The sequence below is a fragment of the Sphaerimonospora sp. CA-214678 genome (assembly GCF_050942215.1).
Classification (GTDB): domain Bacteria; phylum Actinomycetota; class Actinomycetes; order Streptosporangiales; family Streptosporangiaceae; genus Sphaerimonospora.
This window is the reverse complement of record NZ_CP192056.1, coordinates 1,548,968-1,563,365: the sequence shown is the minus strand read 5'-3', so window position 1 is coordinate 1,563,365 and position 14,398 is coordinate 1,548,968. Positions and strand designations below refer to the sequence as shown.

15 protein-coding genes are annotated in these 14,398 nt (G+C 68.1%); all 15 read right to left on the bottom strand.

From position 1 onward, the window contains the following. Nucleotides 1-7 precede the first annotated feature (7 nt). Nucleotides 8-1,435, bottom strand: a complete 1,428-nt coding sequence (gene atpD / locus ACQP1K_RS07235) for a F0F1 ATP synthase subunit beta (RefSeq protein WP_433500097.1) — start codon at nucleotides 1,433-1,435, stop codon at nucleotides 8-10. Between the two features lies 1 nt (nucleotide 1,436). Beyond that, on the bottom strand, nucleotides 1,437-2,339 hold the full coding sequence (locus tag ACQP1K_RS07230; RefSeq protein ID WP_433500096.1) for a F0F1 ATP synthase subunit gamma: 903 nt from the start codon (nucleotides 2,337-2,339) through the stop codon (nucleotides 1,437-1,439). 3 nt (nucleotides 2,340-2,342) lie between these two features. Further along, entirely contained in the window at nucleotides 2,343-3,992 is a 1,650-nt protein-coding gene (atpA, locus tag ACQP1K_RS07225; protein ID WP_433500095.1) for a F0F1 ATP synthase subunit alpha, read from the bottom strand. A 24-nt stretch (nucleotides 3,993-4,016) separates the two neighbouring features. After that, nucleotides 4,017-4,826 carry a F0F1 ATP synthase subunit delta gene (locus ACQP1K_RS07220; RefSeq protein ID WP_433500094.1) on the bottom strand — a complete coding sequence of 270 codons (810 nt, stop codon included), beginning with the start codon at nucleotides 4,824-4,826 and terminating at the stop codon, nucleotides 4,017-4,019. Continuing rightward, on the bottom strand, nucleotides 4,826-5,371 hold the full coding sequence (locus ACQP1K_RS07215; protein ID WP_433500093.1) for a F0F1 ATP synthase subunit B: 546 nt from the start codon (nucleotides 5,369-5,371) through the stop codon (nucleotides 4,826-4,828). Before ACQP1K_RS07215 ends, ACQP1K_RS07220 begins: the two co-directional genes overlap by 1 nt. 31 nt (nucleotides 5,372-5,402) lie before the next feature. Further along, nucleotides 5,403-5,624, bottom strand: a complete 222-nt coding sequence (gene atpE, locus ACQP1K_RS07210; protein WP_433500092.1) for an ATP synthase F0 subunit C — start codon at nucleotides 5,622-5,624, stop codon at nucleotides 5,403-5,405. Between the two features lie 61 nt (nucleotides 5,625-5,685). After that, the gene (atpB, locus tag ACQP1K_RS07205; protein WP_433500091.1) at nucleotides 5,686-6,477 is read right to left on the bottom strand and encodes a F0F1 ATP synthase subunit A; all 792 of its coding nucleotides are present in this window, start codon (nucleotides 6,475-6,477) and stop codon (nucleotides 5,686-5,688) included. A gap of 67 nt (nucleotides 6,478-6,544) precedes the next feature. Next, on the bottom strand, nucleotides 6,545-6,760 hold the full coding sequence (locus ACQP1K_RS07200) for an AtpZ/AtpI family protein (RefSeq protein WP_063842768.1): 216 nt from the start codon (nucleotides 6,758-6,760) through the stop codon (nucleotides 6,545-6,547). A gap of 158 nt (nucleotides 6,761-6,918) precedes the next feature. After that, nucleotides 6,919-7,353 (bottom strand): hypothetical protein, encoded by a 435-nt coding sequence (locus tag ACQP1K_RS07195; RefSeq protein ID WP_433500090.1) that lies wholly within the window; start codon nucleotides 7,351-7,353, stop codon nucleotides 6,919-6,921. Nucleotides 7,354-7,507: 154 nt separating this feature from the next. After that, nucleotides 7,508-8,689 (bottom strand): glycosyltransferase family 4 protein, encoded by a 1,182-nt coding sequence (locus tag ACQP1K_RS07190; protein WP_433500089.1) that lies wholly within the window; start codon nucleotides 8,687-8,689, stop codon nucleotides 7,508-7,510. A gap of 166 nt (nucleotides 8,690-8,855) precedes the next feature. Further along, nucleotides 8,856-9,242, bottom strand: coding sequence for a hypothetical protein (locus ACQP1K_RS07185; protein WP_433500088.1), 387 nt, complete (start codon nucleotides 9,240-9,242; stop codon nucleotides 8,856-8,858). Then, a complete protein-coding gene (locus ACQP1K_RS07180; RefSeq protein ID WP_433500087.1) occupies nucleotides 9,239-11,230 on the bottom strand; it encodes a hypothetical protein in 1,992 nt (663 codons plus the stop codon). Before ACQP1K_RS07180 ends, ACQP1K_RS07185 begins: the two co-directional genes overlap by 4 nt. 287 nt (nucleotides 11,231-11,517) lie before the next feature. Beyond that, the gene (locus tag ACQP1K_RS07175; RefSeq protein ID WP_433500086.1) at nucleotides 11,518-12,165 is read right to left on the bottom strand and encodes an L-threonylcarbamoyladenylate synthase; all 648 of its coding nucleotides are present in this window, start codon (nucleotides 12,163-12,165) and stop codon (nucleotides 11,518-11,520) included. Between the two features lie 138 nt (nucleotides 12,166-12,303). Next, nucleotides 12,304-13,158, bottom strand: coding sequence for a peptide chain release factor N(5)-glutamine methyltransferase (prmC, locus tag ACQP1K_RS07170; protein ID WP_433500085.1), 855 nt, complete (start codon nucleotides 13,156-13,158; stop codon nucleotides 12,304-12,306). Between the two features lie 88 nt (nucleotides 13,159-13,246). Continuing rightward, nucleotides 13,247-14,293, bottom strand: a complete 1,047-nt coding sequence (prfA, locus tag ACQP1K_RS07165) for a peptide chain release factor 1 (RefSeq protein WP_433500084.1) — start codon at nucleotides 14,291-14,293, stop codon at nucleotides 13,247-13,249. Nucleotides 14,294-14,398 lie beyond the last annotated feature (105 nt).

Sequence of the window (14,398 nt, the reverse complement as noted above, 5' to 3'; positions counted from 1 at the left end):
CGACTGGTCAGCGCTCGAGTTCCTTCGCCTTGGCGATGGCCTGCTCGATACCGCCGACCATGAAGAACGCCTGCTCGGGCAGGTGGTCGTACTCGCCGGCGCACAGGCCCTTGAAGGAGGCGATGGTCTCGTCCAGCGACACGAACTCGCCCGGCTGCCCGGTGAACGCCTCGGCGGCGTACATCGGGTGGGACAGGAAGCGCTCGATCCGGCGCGCCCGGTTGACCGTGACCTTGTCCTCCTCGGAGAGCTCGTCGATGCCGAGGATCGCGATGATGTCCTGCAGTTCCTTGTACTTCTGCAGAATCCGCTTGGTCTCCTGGGCGACCGCGTAGTGCTCCTCACCGATGATCTGCGGGTCGAGGATCCGCGACGAGGAGTCGAGCGGGTCCACCGCGGGGTAGATGCCCTTCTCCGAAATCGGCCGCGAGAGCACGGTCTGCGCGTCGAGGTGCGCGAACGCGTTGTGCGGCGCCGGGTCGGTGATGTCGTCGGCGGGCACGTAGATCGCCTGCATGGAGGTGATCGAGTGACCGCGCGTGGACGTGATGCGCTCCTGGAGCACACCCATCTCGTCGGCGAGGGTCGGCTGGTAACCCACGGCGGACGGCATGCGGCCGAGCAGCGTCGACACCTCCGAACCCGCCTGGGTGAACCGGAAGATGTTGTCGATGAACAGCAGCACGTCCTGCTTCTGCACGTCGCGGAAGTACTCCGCCATCGTCAGCGCGGACAGCGCCACCCGCAGACGGGTGCCCGGCGGCTCGTCCATCTGACCGAAGACGAGCGCGGTGTCCTTGAGGACGTCCGCCTCCTCCATCTCCAGCCAGAGGTCGTTGCCCTCACGGGTGCGCTCGCCGACGCCCGCGAACACCGAGGTGCCGGAGAACTTCAGCGCGACCCGGCGGATCATCTCCTGGATCAGAACGGTCTTGCCGACGCCCGCGCCGCCGAACAGACCGATCTTCCCGCCCTTCACGTACGGCGTGAGCAGGTCGATGACCTTGATGCCGGTGGGCAGCATCTCGGTGCGCGACTCGAGCTGGTCGAACGCCGGGGACGGCCGGTGGATCGGCCACCGCTCGGCGACCTGCAGCGAGGCCTTGTCCGTGTCGAGCGGGTCGCCCAGGGCGTTCCACACGTGGCCCTTCACGACGTCGCCGACCGGCACCGAGATCGGCGCGCCGGTGTCGACGACGGCGGCGCCGCGGACGACACCGTCGGTGGGCTGCATCGAGATGGCCCGGACGAGGTTGTCCCCGAGGTGCTGGGCGACCTCGAGGGTCAGGGTCTTGGTGTCCCCGCCGAGCGTGACGTCGACGGTGAGGGCCTGGTAGATGTCCGGCATGGCCTCGACGGGGAACTCCACGTCGACGACCGGACCGGTGACGCGGGCGACCCGGCCCACGCTGGTCTCAACAGTCTGTGCGGTCATTTCACTCTTTCCCCGCTGCGGCGTCAGCCAGCGCGTTCGCGCCACCGACGATCTCGCTGATTTCCTGGGTGATCTCGGCCTGGCGAGCCTGGTTCATCTGGCGGGTGAACACGCCGATGAGCTCGTTGGCGTTGTCGGTGGCCGACTTCATGGCGCGGCGCCGGGCGGCGTGCTCGGAGGCGGCCGACTGGAGGAGCGCGTTGTAGATGCGCGACTCGATGTAGCGCGGCAGCAGCGAGTTGAGCACCTCACCGGCGTCGGGCTCGAACTCGTAGTAGGGAACCGGGCCCTCCTCGAGCTCCTCCGCCTCCTCCTCGACCTCAAGCGGAAGGATCCGCTTGACGACGACGCTCTGCGTCAGCATCGAGACGAACTCGGTGTAGACGATGTGGATCTCGTCGATCCCGTCGTCGTCCGTGAACGAGCCGATCAGCGCGTTCGCGATCTCCTTGGCGTCCGCGTAGCCCGGGTTGTCGGAGAAGCCCTCCCACTCCCCGGTCATCTCACGGCTGCGGAACCGGTGCCAGGTGAGGCCCTTGCGGCCCGTGACGAACGGCTTCACCGCGAGGCCCCGCTCGACCAGGTGACCCTTCAGCGCCTCGGCCTCACGGAGGACGTTGGCGTTGAAGCCGCCGCAGAAGCCGCGGTCGCTGGTCACGATGAGGACGCCGGCGGAGGACGCGTGCTCCTTCGCCGCCATCAGCGGGTGGTCCACCGTCGTCGAGTTCGACAGGACCGCCGACACCGCGTTGGTGATCTCACGCTCGTACGGCACGGCCGCCTGCATACGCTGCTGGGCCTTCACAATACGTGAGGAGGCGATCAGCTCCTGCGCCCGGGTGATCTTCGCGGTCGACCTGACCGACTTGATCCGCCGGCGCAGGAGTCTCAGCTGGGCACCCATGCGCTACTTCTTCTCGATCTTGCGGACGCGCCGGACGACCGTCTCCTGGCCGACCTCGCCGGCCTCCAGAGCCTCGACGGGCATGTCCTTGACCAGCAGCTCGCCACTGGAGGTGGTGAAGCCCTTCTTGAACTCCGTGATGGCGTCCTTGAGCGTGGTCACGGTGTCGTCGGACAGGTCCTTGGTCTCCCGGATGCTGTCGAAGATGCCCTTGTGCTCGTGCTGCAGGTGCTCGAGGAACTCGGTCTCGAAGCGGCGGATGTCCTCGATCGGCACCTCGTCGAGCTCACCGGTGGTGCCGGCCCACACCGACACGACCTGCTGCTCGACCGGGAACGGGCTGTACTGCGCCTGCTTGAGCAGCTCCACCAGGCGGGCGCCGCGCTCCAGCTGGGCGCGGGAGGCCGCGTCCAGGTCCGAGGCGAATGCGGCGAACGCCTCCAGGTCGCGGTACTGCGACAGCGCCAGACGGAGCGTGCCCGCGACCTTCTTCATGGCCTTGATCTGGGCCGAGCCGCCGACTCGGGAGACCGAGACACCGACGTTGATCGCCGGTCGGACACCCGCGTTGAACAGGTCGGTCTCCAGGAAGCACTGTCCGTCGGTGATGGAGATGACGTTGGTCGGAATGAACGCCGACACGTCGTTGCCCTTGGTCTCGATGACCGGCAGACCGGTCATCGACCCGCCGCCCATGTCGCTCGACAGCTTGGCGCAGCGCTCCAGCAGCCGGGAGTGCAGGTAGAACACGTCGCCGGGGAAGGCCTCACGGCCCGGCGGGCGGCGCAGCAGCAGGGAGACGGCGCGGTAGGCGTCCGCCTGCTTGGTCAGGTCGTCGAAGACGATCAGCACGTGCTTGCCCTGGTACATCCAGTGCTGGCCGATGGCAGAACCGGTGTAGGGGGCGATGTACTTGTAGCCCGCCGGGTCGGAGGCCGGAGCGGCGACGATGGTGGTGTACTCCATCGCGCCCGCCTCCTCCAGGCGGCCCTTGACCTGGGCGATCGTCGAGCCCTTCTGGCCGACGGCGACGTAGACGCAGCGCACCTGCTTGTCCGGGTCGCCCGACAGCCAGTTCTCCTTCTGGTTGAGGATCGTGTCCACGGCGATCGCGGTCTTGCCGGTGCCGCGGTCACCGATGATGAGCTGACGCTGGCCGCGGCCGATCGGCGTCATGGCGTCGATCGCCTTGAGGCCGGTCTGCAGCGGCTCCTTCACCGGCTGGCGCTGGACCACCGAGGGCGCCTGCAGCTCCAGGGCGCGGCGGCCTTCGGCCTCGATCGCGCCCTTGCCGTCCAGCGGGTTGCCCAGGGGGTCGACCACGCGGCCGAGGAAGGCGTCGCCCACGGGGACCGACAGGACCTCGCCGGTGCGGCGGACCTGCTGCCCTTCCTCGATCTTGCTGAAGTCGCCCAAAATGACCGCACCGATCTCCCTGACGTCCAGGTTCAGTGCCAGTCCGCGCGTGCCGCCCTCGAACTCCAGCAGTTCGTTCGCCATCGCCGAGGGCAGGCCGGAGACATGGGCGATGCCGTCGCCGGCGTCGACGACGGTCCCGATCTCCTCGCGCGCGGCGCCTTCCGGCTCGTACGCCTGGACGAAGCGCTCAAGCGCGTCCCGGATCTCATCCGGCCGGATCGTAAGCTCCGCCATCTCTTCTCTGTCTCCCTATTCGCCTTAGCCGGCCAACCGGCGGCGGACTTCTTCGATGCGTCCGGCGATGGTGGCGTCGATGTAGTCGTCCCCGATCTTGACCGAGAATCCACCGAGCACCTGCGGGTCCACCTCCACGTTCAGGTGGACCTCTCGCCCGTAGGTGGCTCGCAACCAGGCGGCGAGCCGCTGCTTGTGCTGTTCCCCGAGCGGTACGGCGCTGCGCACGACCCCGACCAGGCGCTCCCTGATCTGGGCCACGATCCAGCCGTACTTGTCGAGGACCGTCTCAAGGCTACGTCCTCGCGGATGCGTGACGAGCTGTGTGACCAGGCGCAGGGTGGACGGGGCGACCTTGCCGCCGAGCAACGTGGCGAGCAGGTCCCGCTTGCGCTCCGAGGGGATGGCCGGGTCGCTGAGCGCGCGGCGCAGCGCCGGGTTGGCCGCGAGAATCCGGCCGAACCGGAACAGCTCGTCCTCGACGTCGTCGATCCGGCCCGCTGACTCGGCCTCGGCCGCCGCCGCCATGACGCCGACCCGCTCCAGGGTGTCGGGCAGGTCACCTGCCCTGGACCACCTGGCCCCCACCGCCGCGGCCGTGACCTCGATCGCGGTCTCGCCGATCCGGCCCGCCAGCAGAGCGCGGACGGTGTCCGCCTTCTGCTCGGCCGGACGGGCGGGGTCGGACAGGTTCCGCCGCAGCCCGTGCTCGCGGTCGAACAGGTCGGCGACCGCGAACAGCTCCTCGGCCAGCACGCCGAGGTCGGCCGACGCCGCGACGGCGTTGAACCGCTCCTCGACCTCCGCCCTCGCGGTCCTGCTCAGACCACGCATCAGCGGACCGCTTCCGGTCGGGCCTCGATCTCGTCGAGGAACCGGTCGATGATCCGGCGCTGGCGGGCCTCGTCCTCCAGGGACTCGCCGACGATGCGGCCGGCGAGATCGGTGGACAGCCGGCCGATCTCACTCTGCAGCTGGGCGAGCGCCTGCTGCCGGTCGGCCTCGATCTGGGCGTGCGCGGCCTCGACGAGGCGCCGGGCCTCGGCCTGGGCCTCCTCGCGCAGCTCCGCCTTGATCTGGGCGCCCTGCTCGCGCGCCTCCTCACGCAGCCGCGCGGCCTCCTGGCGGGCCTCGGCGAGCTGGGCGCGGTAGTCCGCCAGCGTGCGCTGGGCCTCGGCCTGAAGGTCCTCGGCCTTCTTGATGCCGCCCTCGATCGCCTCGGTCCGCTCGGCCAGCGTCTTCTGGATGCGCGGGGTGAGGATCTTACCGACGACGAGAAAGACCACGAGGAACGCGAAGCCGCCGACGACCAGCTCGTATGCGTGCGGCATGATCGGGCTGCTGCCCTCAGCCGCGAGAAGTGTAGCTGCCGTTGTCATGGCTGCAGCCTTCCGTCAGGGGTTGTCGACCTCAGTAGATGAACGGCGCGACGAGGCCGATCAGCGCCAGCGCCTCGACGAGAACGAAGCCGAGCAGCATGTTCTGGCGGATCATGCCGTACGCCTCGGGGTTGCGGGCGATCGCCTGCAGGCCCTGGCCGAAGATCAGGCCGACGCCGATACCCGGGCCGAGCGTGGCAAGGCCGTAGCCGATGGCGCCGATGTTGCCCGTAACCTCAGCGAGAACGTTCATGGTGCTTCCTTCACTGGACGGCCGGTGACCCTTGTCACCGGTCTGGACTAGGGGAGAGACCTCAGTGTTCGGGGTGCAGCGAGCCGCCGATGTACATCGCGGCCAGCAGCGCGAACAGGAAGGCCTGGAGGAACTGGATGAACAGCTCGAAGCCGGTCATGGCGATCGTCATGAGCACGCCCACCACGCCCACCGGTGCGCCCAGGGGGGTGAGCTTCTCGAAGAGGAACCAGAAGCCGACCATGCTGAAGAAGGCGAGGATCATGTGGCCGGCGAACATGTTCGCGAACAGTCGGACCGCGTGTGTGAACGGCGCGATGATCAGGTTCGACAGGAACTCGATCGGGGCCAGCAGGAAGTAGATGAACTTGGGCAGCCCGGGCGGGAACATCATGTTCTTGAAGTAGCCGATCGGGCCCTGGTGCTTGATCCCAAGGTAGATCTTCAGCAGGTAGATGCTGGCCGCCAGCACGATGGGGAAGGCGATGTGCGAGGCGACCGGGAACTGGAGGATGGGGACGACGCCCAGCAGGTTCCACATCCAGACCAGCAGGAAGATGCTGAGCAGCAGGCCCATCCAGCGGTCGGTGTCCTTACCGAGGAACGGCCGGGCGATCTGGTCGCGGACGAACATGTAGCCCATCTCGGCCACGTTCTGGATCCCCCGCGGCACCAGCTTGGGGTTGGCGAAGGCGGACCAGCACAGCCAGATCATCGCCAGTGAGCTCAGCACCGCGAGCACAACCGGCTTGGTCAGCCAGAAGGGCGCCCCGTCCCAGAGCGGAGGGATTTCGAACAGTTCAAGCCCCGGAGCCTTGAACTCATCGGCGGCGAGGACCGTCAGCGCGTTCACGCGGCGTTCCCTTCGATGTGGAAATGGATCAGGAAGGTCTTGTCGGAAAATTGATCGTCGCCTGAGGTCAGCGACCGAACTTCCGATAGACCAGATAGATGGAGAGCACGACCCCGAGGATTACCCCGATGGGCGTGAAGACGGCCACGCCGGTCCAACGGCTCAGCAACCAGCCGGCGCCGCCGTACAGAATGATCCCTGCGAGCAGATAGCTGGGAATCGACCAGGCGGCGTTGGCGAAGTCGCGGCCGTCGTCCTCGGGCCGACGCTCCTTTTCGCTCATCGCGGGCATGACCATAGCAGCCGGAAGCAGGGCTAGTCATATCGGGCCCGCCCGCGTCAAGTTTAGTGCCCGGACTGCCAGGGTTCGTCCGGACGGAACGCCTCATGGCGCTGTCCGATTTGGGCGATGCGGCGGAGCCGGGTACGACAGGAGTGACACTAGGCGACATCGGAACTGCCCCGACCGGGAAGCGCGTCGCGGCCGGGCTCGACGTAAAGCATTTTCAGCTTCACGAAACCGCGCATCTCCCCCACGGTCCAGACCAGGGTGCAGACGATCACGGTCCACGCGAATGCCCGGGGGTGGAAGGCGGTGGTGTCCTCGAACGCCTTCAGGAACGCCATGATGAGCAGAACCTTGACCGTGTAGCCGGCCACCGCCGCCAGCATCATCGCGGCCGGCGAGATCCGGCCGGCCCAGGTGACCACGACCAGGCCGACGGTGAAGAACACCGCCACCAGCGCGAGGCCGATGCCCGCGCCGATCGCCCCCTGCACACCGGCGACGAGACTCGCGACGACGATGGCCGGCAGGCCCGCTGCTGCGGTGAGCAGCGCCGCGCTCTTGAGCACGCGTATGTCGTTGGCCTGCATCGGAACTCCATGTGTCGGATATCAAGCGAGCGTTTGGTACCTCACGGGGCGCGTTAGGGCATCCCTTGCTAGTGAAAGCTATCACAAGCTCCGGACTGCCATCTTTACCTGCCGTTTCTGGCGATCACCGTGCGCAAGCACGAGATTCCGCAGGTCAACGACGAGTCGAGACGTCCCTGTGACGCGTGGGAGAGGCCGAGTGCGCGCCCACGTTCCGGTAGCGCATCATGTCCTGCCGCGACCGCAGCCTCGGCAGCGCCATCATGACCAGTACGGCCACGGCCAGCAGGACCGTCAGCGGGAACAGGATGAGCGGAACCCCGCCGATCGACAACCCGACGATGGCGAACGCGAACAGGAACGTCCACGCGTACATGATCAGTACGCTGCGCCGTTGCGAGTGGCCGAGGTCCAGCAGGCGGTGATGGAGATGGCCGCGGTCGGGATGGAAGGGCGACTGCCCGGCCGAAGTGCGGCGGATCACCGCCATGATCAGGTCGGCCAGTGGCAGGATCATCACCGCGATCGGCAGCACCAGCGGCAGGATGACCGGGAACTTGTTGATCCCGGCTGCGGGCTCGACCGACGAGGTGATGGTGATCAGCGAGGTGGCGAGCAGGAGACCGATCAGCATGGCGCCGGTGTCGCCCATGAATATCTTCGCCGGGTTGAAGTTGTGCGGCAGGAAGCCCACGCACATCCCGATGAGGATGGCCGCGACCGCCGCCGTCACGTTGATGCGCGAACCGCTGCTGGTCTGCGACAGCGCGATCGAGTACGCGAACGTGGCGAGCGCGGCGATCCCGACGATGCCGGCCGCCAGGCCGTCCAGCCCGTCGACGAAGTTCACCGCGTTGATGACGACCACCACGATCAGGATCGTGAGGATGGTACGGAGCTTGGCGTCCGGACTGTAGGAACCCCCCCATGACTGGGGCAGCGGCAGGAACGACAGGTTCATCCCGAAGTAGACGAGGATGCCGCCCGAGGCGACCTGGCCGCCGAGTTTGACCAGGGCGTCCATGCCCAGCCAGTCGTCGAGGAAGCCGGTCAGCACGATCAGACCGCCGGCGGCGAGCAGCGCGATCACCGTGTTCCCGGTCTGCCCGCTGCTGATCGCCGCGCCGACGTGTTCGAGCTGAGTGGCCATGAGCAGCCCGGCCGCCATGCCGCCGAACATGGCGAGTCCTCCGAGGCGGGGTGTGGGCACCTTGTGCACATCCCGTTCTCGAACCTCTGGCGCCGCACCGATCCGCAGTGCGAATGCCCGTACCGGCGGCACAAGGAGGTACGTCACCGCCGCCGTGACGAGCGCCAAGAGGAGATATTCCTTCACGGAACCCAGTTTCCCTGCATAGGCGGATACGTTGCGCAGGGAAAGCGACACCGACCGCCATTCTCACCGCGGGGATACACCGGATGCTTCGCGGCCAGCCCCTTTACCCTTCGAAGACAGACGTTAGCGCACCCTGGTCACTCCCGCGCCGCCCGCAGCCGCACCCTCAGGAGAACGCGTGCGGCGCTCCCGTACCCCCCGGCACCCAGCGGGGGGTGTCCGCCGCCTGATCACTGATGGCGGTGAGCACCGCCTGGCGGTACATGGCCAGCCTCTTGCGCCACTCGGTCAGGTCCTCGACGTAGCGTCCGGACACCGGCGCGTCCCAGACGTCCCTGCTGCGCGCCATGCTGTACGGCTTGTCCAGCGATCTGGTGAGACGATCCATCTGCGGGAGAACCTGGAGCCAGAGGTCCACGAGCTTCTGGTATTCGGGGTTGAACACCCAGCCCGTCGGCTGGCCGCCCGGAGCGAGCAACTCGGTGGTCGACGTGGTCGGCGGCTGCTCACCCGGTTGACGTGGTGTGGGCGCCGGCGGGTCGGCGAACGTCAAAGTCTGACCTCCCTCTGAGCGGAGTCACCGGGCACGGCCGCGTCGTCGGGCGAGGTCTCCAGGTGGACCTCCACCACCATCGGCCGGCCGGAGTTCGCATCGTGCCGGGTCCCGCCGCCGTCCGCCGGAGGGTCGCCCTGGGAATGACGGTCCTGGACGCGGTCGTCCTGGTCCTCGGGAGTTCCCGGCACCGAGTCCGTGCCTCCGGCGGCGAACGGATCCTCCGTGAGGTTGTCGGCGGGGGTGCCGACGTAGTCGCCCATCGGGTCTCCCGGCGCCAGCCCCGGGTGGCTCGACGTCTGCCCCGATTGGCCGGGCGCCTGGCTCGGCTGGACGGGTGTATGGTCCGATTGGACGCTCCCGGAGATCGCGGGCCCGGATGCCGCCTGTCCTGAGTCCGCCTTTCCTGGGCCCGTCTGCGCGGAACCCGTCTGTCCGGCGTCGCCGCCGCCCACGTGACCGGTGCCCGTGGTGGCGGTGCCCGCGTTCGCGGCGTCGGAGGAGTGGGCGGGTCGGCCCGGCTCGACGATCCCCGGCGGACCGTCGGGATGGGGACCCGCGACCGTATGCGCGGGCTGGGCGCCGGCGCTCGGAGCGTCCATGATGCCGGGCTGGTTCATCGGCGTGCTGACGACCTTGACCCCGTCGACCACGATCACCCGGCGACCGGCGGTCTGATCGACGTCGTCGGGATGGTCCTTGCCCAGGGTGTCGATGATCTGGGAGTCGTTCCCGACCGGAACGCCGCCGGTGCCGCTCGCATCCTGCACGGTGTGGACCGTACCGGCCGTGTTCGCTGCGCCGGTCGCGGCGGCGGCGTCGTTCGTGACGCCCACGCCCGGAGCCTGGGGTGTCGTTCCCTGACCGGCGCCGGTGTACGAGGCGTCGGCCACGCCGGCCGTGGTGCCTGTGGTGGCGGTGCCTGTGGTGGCGGTGCCTGGTGTTGTCGTGGGGACGCCGCCGCCCGTTCCCGTGCCGTTCGCAGCGGTGGTGCCCGTGCCGTTCGCAGCGGTGGTGCCCGTGCCGTTCGTCATGCCGCAGTGGCAGACGCCGCCGCACTGACAGGTCGCCGTTCCGCCGCCCGGTGCGCTCGCGCCGCCGGCCGGATCGCCCGTGCCGGCCCCGGTGGCCGGACTCGTGACGCCGTTCGCACCGGTGCCGTGCGCGTTCGGATCACCGGGCCGGCTCGCCTGAGGATCGGGCTGCTGCCCATTCGGCCGGCCCGTCGGCTGGCCGTCCGCCTGCCCGGCCGGTTGACCGACCGGATGTCCGGTGGGCTGACCTGTCGGCTGACCGTTGGCGTGGCCGGTCGGCTGCTCCGGCGCCGGACCTGTCGGCGGGCCGGCGTGTGCGGTCTCGCCGCCGCTTCTCGGAGGCTGCGACAGGGAACCTTCGACCACCCGTTGACTCTTGTCGCCGGTCTTCGCGGGTGTCGCGTCATCGGCCGCGCTGTGCGTCGCCGGGGCCGCGGTGTGCGGCGTACCTCCGGTCGATGTCCCGCTGTGCTTCGTCCCGTTCCCGGTCTTGTCGCCCGCCCGGTGATCGTCCGCCTTTCCATCTGCCTTGTCCGGCTTATGGTCGGCCTTGTGATCGGTCTTCTCCGGTTTATGGTCGGCCTTCTGGTCCGGTTTGTGATCCGCCTTCGTGCCATCCGACTTGTGAGCCTCAGGTTTCGGATCGTCCGCCGGCATGGTGATGTCCGGCTCCTGATGAAACTTCTGGCCCTTGTCCTCGGTCGGCTTGCCGTTCCCGCTCCGCTGTTTCTCTTTCTTCTCCAGCAGAGTCAGCCGGCCGGTCACATCCTTGACCATCGAAGTGCACTCGTCGGCCACCTGCACCGGGCGGTACGTCACATGCGCGGCGACTCCCGCCTGGCGCATCAACCCCGTCACCCGGGCCTCGACGTCCTGCATCTCCCTGCCGGCCTGCTGGACCTCCCGCAGCAGTTCACGTACGAGCTTGGGATCCATTCCGTCGAGCTTGGCCAAGGCGCGCCTCCACAGAGATATCCGCGCACTTCACCGTAGCCTGACCGACGACGTTAATGAAGTCCGATAGCCAGAATGCATGAATGAAACGTGCCCACTCGCACCCCGTGATATTGCGAGAACTCGCGCATCCGGCCGTGACCAGGCATTTCTCGTCTCCGATCTTGCGGTTTCTCGCAGACCCACTCGCTGAGCTGCGAAGACACCGCCCGTGATCTTGCAGTCACAAACGCAGAATCACGGAGGTGAGTCCCCCGGGCCGGGGTCCGCCCGGGTGGAGACAGGTCCTAGTCCTCGGTGGCCAGATAGCCCACCACGGGGCGGATCTTGTCGACCGGGATCGCCCCCTTGCGCAGCACCCGGGGCACGGCCGTCGTGAGGTCCACGATCGTGGAGGGCACGTTCTCGTCGCACGGACCGCCGTCGAGGTAGACCGACACCGAGTCGCCGAGCTGCTCCTCGGCCTGCTCGATGGTGGTCGCCGGCGGCATGCCCGACCGGTTGGCGCTCGACACGGCCATCGGACCGGTCTCCTTGAGCAGATCCAGGGCGATCTGATGCAGCGGCATCCGGAGCGCGACCGTGCCCTTGGTGTCGCCCAGGTCCCACGACAGCGACCGGTTGACGCGCAGGATCAGCGTGAGCGGGCCGGGCCAGAAGGCGTCCATGAGGTCCTGGCCGTACATGCCGAGGCTCTCGACCAGCGCGTTGGCCGCCTTGACGGTGCCGACGAGCACGGGAACCGGCATGTCCCTGCCCCGTCCCTTCGCCTCGAGCAGGTCTCGCACGGCCGCGTGCACGAACGCGTCGCAGCCGATGCCGTAGACGGTGTCGGTGGGGAGGACCACGAGCTCGCCTCGTCCTACGGCCGCCTTCGCCTCGGCCAGCCCCTCGGCCCGCCCGCTCTTGTCGACACAGTCATACCGTCGGCTCACAACCCCATCCTTCCATCGGCGCCCTCTCCCGGAGGGCCGGTCGGTGCTGCTCGGTCGTGCTTGATCCTGCTCGGTTCCGTTAAGTCCTGTTGATCCTGTTCGGTCCTGTTCAGTCCTGTTGATCCTGTTCGGTCCTGTTCAGTCCTGTTCCAGGCGCGCGGTGACGAAGCGGTCCCGACCGGTCAGATCCTGGCGGAGGCGCACGTCACGCCAGCCGTTCTCCTCCGGGAACAGCCAGTACACCGAGTTTCCCTGCTCGTCGGCGTGCTCGACCGCCACGAAACCGCCCGGCCGCAGCAGCCGCCGTGCCGTACGCTCCACGGCCCTCACCTCGTCCAGGCCGTCCTCGCCCGAGCCGTACAACGCGCGCGACGGATCATAGTCGCGCACCTCCGGGTCGCGTGGCACCGCACCCGGCGGGATGTACGGCGGATTGGAGATCACCAGATCCACCCGCCCGTCGAGCTCGGGCAGACAGTCGGCGAGGTCCTCGGGATGGAGCGTGGTGCGGCCCTGTCCGTGCTCGAGGATGTTGCGCTTCGCCCAGCCGTACGCCAGGGGGTCGATCTCGACGGCATGCACCTGGGCGAGCGCGACCTCCTGCGCGATGGACAGCGCGATGGCCCCGGAACCGGTGCCGAGGTCCACGACGATCGGGGAGGCGACGTCCATCTCGCGCAGCCGGTCGATCGCCCAGCCCGCCACGATCTCGGTCTCCGGACGAGGCACGAACACCCCGGGCCCGACCTCGAGCGACAGATAGCGGAAGTAGGCACGGCCCGTGATGTGCTGCAGCGGCTCGCGGGATTCCCTGCGGGCGATGCCCTCCCAGAACCGCGCGTCGAAATCGGCGTCCTTGACCAGGTGGAGCTGTCCCCTGGACACGCCGTGCACGAAGGCCGCGATCTCTTCGGCGTCCGTACGCGGGGACGGCACGCCCGCCTCGGCGAGCCGGGCGGTCGCGAGGGCGATCTCATCGAGCAGGAAGGTCATGTCTCTTACGGCACGGTCTCTTGTGGCTCGGGCTCTCTTATGTCTGCTGCTGGGCTCTGACTTCGGTCGCCGTCTCGGCTCGGCTCGGTCACGAATGGGCCGCGAGCTTCTCCGCCAATTCCGCGTCCAACAAAGCCTGTATCACCGCGTCGAGATCGCCATCCAGAACTTGGTCGAGGTTGTACGCCTTGTAGCCCACCCGGTGATCGGAGATCCGGTTCTCCGGGAAGTTGTACGTGCGGACCCGCTCGGAACGGTCGACCGTACGCACCTGGGACTTGCGCTCGGCCATGGCCGCGGCCTCGGCCTCCTCCTGCGCCATGGACATGAGGCGGGCGCGCAGAATGCGCAGGGCCGACTCCTTGTTCTGGAGCTGGCTCTTCTCGTTCTGACACGAGACGACCACGCCGCTCGGAATGTGGGTGATCCGGACCGCCGAGTCGGTGGTGTTGACGCTCTGCCCACCGGGGCCGCTGGACCGGAAGACGTCGATCCGCAGGTCGTTCGGGTCGATCTGGATGTCGACCTCCTCCGCCTCCGGGTAGATCAGCACACCGGCGGCGGAGGTGTGGATGCGCCCCTGGGACTCGGTCACGGGCACCCGCTGGACCCGGTGCACGCCGCCCTCGAACTTCAGCCGCGACCAGACGCCCTCCCTGCCCTTTATGGCGACCGTGACGTCCTTGTAGCCGCCGAGATCGGAGTGCTGCGCGTCGATGATCTCGGTCTTGTAGCCGACCCGCTCGGCGTACCTGAGGTACATCCGCAGGAGATCACCGGCGAACAGGGCGGACTCCTGGCCGCCCTCACCGGCCTTGATCTCCATGATGACGTCCTTGTCGTCGTTCGGGTCTCGGGGGACGAGGAGGTGCGTCAGCTTCTCCTCCAGGCCCGGGATGCGGCCCTCCAGCTCGGCCGCCTCCTCGGCGAATGTCGGGTCCTCGGCGGCAAGTTCCCTCGCCGCTGCGAGGTCCTGGCGGACGGTCTCCAGCTCCCGATAGGTGGCGACGATGGGCGTGAGCACCGCGTAGCGCTTGCCGTAGGTCCTCGCCTTCGCCTGATCGGCGTGCACAGCGGGGTCGGCGAGCCGCAGTTCGAGGTCCGCGTACTCACCAATGATCTCGTCGAGGTTCAACTCTCCCGCTCCTTCCGCGACGTCCTCGGATATCCGGCCTGGGGGCATTCCCATCCCCAATCACCAAGAACGCCGACCCGGACGCGGCCCTCGTTGACCGAGAGC

Coding starts and splice junctions, on each gene's coding strand:
- atpD (WP_433500097.1), bottom strand. CDS start 1,435: ATGACCGCACAGACTGTTGAGACCAGCGTGGGCCGGGTCGCCCGCGTC.
- prmC (WP_433500085.1), bottom strand. CDS start 13,158: ATGACCTTCCTGCTCGATGAGATCGCCCTCGCGACCGCCCGGCTCGCC.
- ACQP1K_RS07215 (WP_433500093.1), bottom strand. CDS start 5,371: ATGACAACGGCAGCTACACTTCTCGCGGCTGAGGGCAGCAGCCCGATC.
- atpA (WP_433500095.1), bottom strand. CDS start 3,992: ATGGCGGAGCTTACGATCCGGCCGGATGAGATCCGGGACGCGCTTGAG.
- ACQP1K_RS07195 (WP_433500090.1), bottom strand. CDS start 7,353: ATGCAGGCCAACGACATACGCGTGCTCAAGAGCGCGGCGCTGCTCACC.
- ACQP1K_RS07220 (WP_433500094.1), bottom strand. CDS start 4,826: ATGCGTGGTCTGAGCAGGACCGCGAGGGCGGAGGTCGAGGAGCGGTTC.
- ACQP1K_RS07200 (WP_063842768.1), bottom strand. CDS start 6,760: ATGAGCGAAAAGGAGCGTCGGCCCGAGGACGACGGCCGCGACTTCGCC.
- atpE (WP_433500092.1), bottom strand. CDS start 5,624: ATGAACGTTCTCGCTGAGGTTACGGGCAACATCGGCGCCATCGGCTAC.
- ACQP1K_RS07230 (WP_433500096.1), bottom strand. CDS start 2,339: ATGGGTGCCCAGCTGAGACTCCTGCGCCGGCGGATCAAGTCGGTCAGG.